The following is a 2355-nucleotide window of genomic DNA, read 5'->3' as shown; positions in this document are numbered from 1 at the left end:
GTCCAGAGACCGAACGAGAACTTGTCCTCGGGCCTGGGCTGGCGCACCATCGCTGCCTCCTTCACGATTTTGTTTCGCCGCTCAACTTAAGCTGCCACGCGCGTCCCCGTCAAGCAAGGGCTGGGGCAAGCCGTGAAGGGTCCCTTCACAGTCGAATCGACTGTGAAGGGACCCTTCACGGCCAACACTCGCCCGACTTTGCCGGGGCCCTGGTCGTATCGGCCGTGAGCGGACCCCTCGCGGCCGCGGGTCAGGGCAGGGACTTTTCGAAGTTGTGGTGGTTGTGGGGGTCGTCGCCGTAGGGTTCGATCTCGCGGTACCCCGCGCCGCGGTACAGCCCGATGGCCTCGGTCAGCGCGCGGTGTGTTCCGAGCCTGAGCCGTTTCCAGCCGTGCCGCACCGCTTCGGCTTCCAGTGCGGACAGCAGGCGGCGTCCGAGCCCGATGCCTCTCGCCGTGGACGCGATCCAGAGATGCCGGAGTTCCCCGACGTCCGGCTCGAGTTCGCGGACCCCGCCGCAGCCGATCGCGATCCCCGCTTCGCGGGCGAGGAGGAACACGCCCCGCTCCCCGCGAAGTGCGTCTCCCGGCAGTAGTTCCCCGGCCTGGTAGCCCTCGGGGAAACGCCGGTCGATCTCCTCGGCGTAGGCCCGGAGTGCGCCGCGGGCCTCGGGTGAATCGGGATCGGCGGGCCGGATGTCCACGGCGGACAGCCGCATCAGCCCCTCGGCCGTGTGCAGTGCGGCGGTCAGCCGTTCGCGCTGCCGGGCATCGAGTCCGCCGAGCAGGCCGGCGGCCGCCTCGTCGGCCCGCCGGTTCTGCTCGGCGACCTCCCGCCGTCCCCGCTCGGTCAGCCGCACCAGGCGCACGCGCCGGTCGTCCGCGTCGGACCGCGTCTCCAGCAGTCCGTCCTGCCGGAGCTTCTTCACGACTCGGCTGAGGTATCCGGCGTCAAGGGCAAGGCGCTCGCGCAGTTCGCGCAAAGAGGTGCCCTGGTCCAGTTCGTAGAGGATGCGCGCCTCGCCGAGCGGACGGTCATGGTGCAGGTAGCGGTCGTCGAGCACGCCCACCCGGCGGGTGAACTCGCGGCTGAAGCGGCGGAAGGTCGCGATGTCGTCGGTCGAAGCCTCCATCGCCCCATCATGGCCGAGTTCTTTGACCGAGGTCAAGGATGTGCGGGATGGTCAGGATTCGGTGAGGAAGGCGACGCAGGAGGACAGGGTGGCCAGGCGGGGGTAGTCGTCCTCGTCGATCCGGTGCCCGGTGGCCGCGGCCAGGCGATCCACAAAGGACAGAAAGTCGATCGAGTCGAGTTCCAGTGCCTCACGCAGGTTCTCGTCCGGGCCGAGGGAGTTCAGCTCGCCTTCGGAGGCGAATCCGCGCAGCGCCTCGTGGACCGCGGCGCGGGCGAGGTCACGGGCGGCGTGGGTGGTCATAGCTCCTCCGGTCGTTGCAGCAGGCCGTCGATCGTGTTGAGCAGGCGGGCACCGGTGGCGCCGTCGCTCGCCCGGTGGTCGCCGGACAAGGTCGCGGTGACCACCGGGCGGACGCCGAGCATCCCGCCGGACGCCCAGGGCCGTTCCACGACCGCGCCGAACCCGATCAGCCCCACCTGCGGCGGGTAGATCACCCCCTGCACCGACTCCACCCCGAGATCGCCCAGATTGGTCACGGTGAGGGTGGCGCCGGTCAGCTCCGAGGACCGCAGGCGTCCGTCGCGGGCACGGGAGACCAGATCGCGCAGGCGTGCCATCAGTTCCCCGACGGCGAGGGTGTCGGCGGCCCCGAGGGCGGGCGCGATGAGACCACCGCCTCGCAGGGAGATCGCCACACCCAGGTTGACTTCGCCCGCGGGGTGGAAGGCGCCGTCGTTCCAGTGCCCGTTGAGTTCCGGCACCGCCCTCGCCGCCAGCGCGGAAGCCTTGAGCAGCAGGGCGGCGGGCACGAGACGGCCGGAGACCGAGGTGCGGCGGTTGTGCTCGTGCAGCCAGGCGGTGGCCGCGGCGAGATCGATGGTGGTGGACAGGTAGTAGTGCGGGATCTCGCGCTTGGACCGGGCCATCAGCGCGCCGATCGCCTGGCGCATCGCGCTGTCGTCCCGTTTCCCGGCGGGCGGGTGCGCCTCCTGCCGCGCCGCGGCCTGGACGTCCCGGGCATGGACGGTATCGCCGCCGATCCCGGCGAGGTCGACGCCGAGTTCGGCGGCGAGCCGCCGCGCGTAGGGGCTCACCCGGCGGCGGTGCGGCGCCGTCCGCGCGCGGTCGACGTCGGCGTGGGTGATCGCGCCGTCCCGGCCCGTGCCGTGCACGCTGGCGAGGTCCACCCCGGCGTGTGCGGCGTAGGCGCGGACCGGGGG

At 71.6% G+C, this 2355-nt stretch carries 3 protein-coding genes; all 3 read right to left on the bottom strand.

Annotated elements, in window-relative coordinates:
* Positions 1 to 250: 250 nt before the first annotated feature.
* Positions 251 to 1132 carry a bifunctional helix-turn-helix transcriptional regulator/GNAT family N-acetyltransferase gene (locus tag FNH05_RS36210; protein WP_144593345.1) on the bottom strand — a complete coding sequence of 294 codons (882 nt, stop codon included), beginning with the start codon at positions 1130 to 1132 and terminating at the stop codon, positions 251 to 253.
* A 51-nt stretch (positions 1133 to 1183) separates the two neighbouring features.
* Positions 1184 to 1435, bottom strand: a complete 252-nt coding sequence (locus FNH05_RS36205) for an acyl carrier protein (protein WP_144593344.1) — start codon at positions 1433 to 1435, stop codon at positions 1184 to 1186.
* Positions 1432 to 2355 (bottom strand): 2-oxo acid dehydrogenase subunit E2 (locus tag FNH05_RS36200; RefSeq protein ID WP_144593343.1); only part of this gene is annotated, 924 nt, incomplete at its 5' end. The genes FNH05_RS36205 and FNH05_RS36200, both read right to left, overlap by 4 nt.

The sequence above is a fragment of the Amycolatopsis rhizosphaerae genome (genome assembly GCF_007713715.1).
Lineage (GTDB): Bacteria > Actinomycetota > Actinomycetes > Mycobacteriales > Pseudonocardiaceae > Amycolatopsis_E > Amycolatopsis_E rhizosphaerae.
Note: the sequence above shows the minus strand (reverse complement) of the source record. Positions and strands in the feature narration are given on the sequence as shown.

Bases quoted from the DNA above. Each gene is read 5' to 3' on its own strand.
- FNH05_RS36205 (WP_144593344.1), bottom strand. From the start codon at position 1,435: ATGACCACCCACGCCGCCCGTGACCTCGCCCGCGCCGCGGTCCACGAG.
- FNH05_RS36210 (WP_144593345.1), bottom strand. From the start codon at position 1,132: ATGGAGGCTTCGACCGACGACATCGCGACCTTCCGCCGCTTCAGCCGC.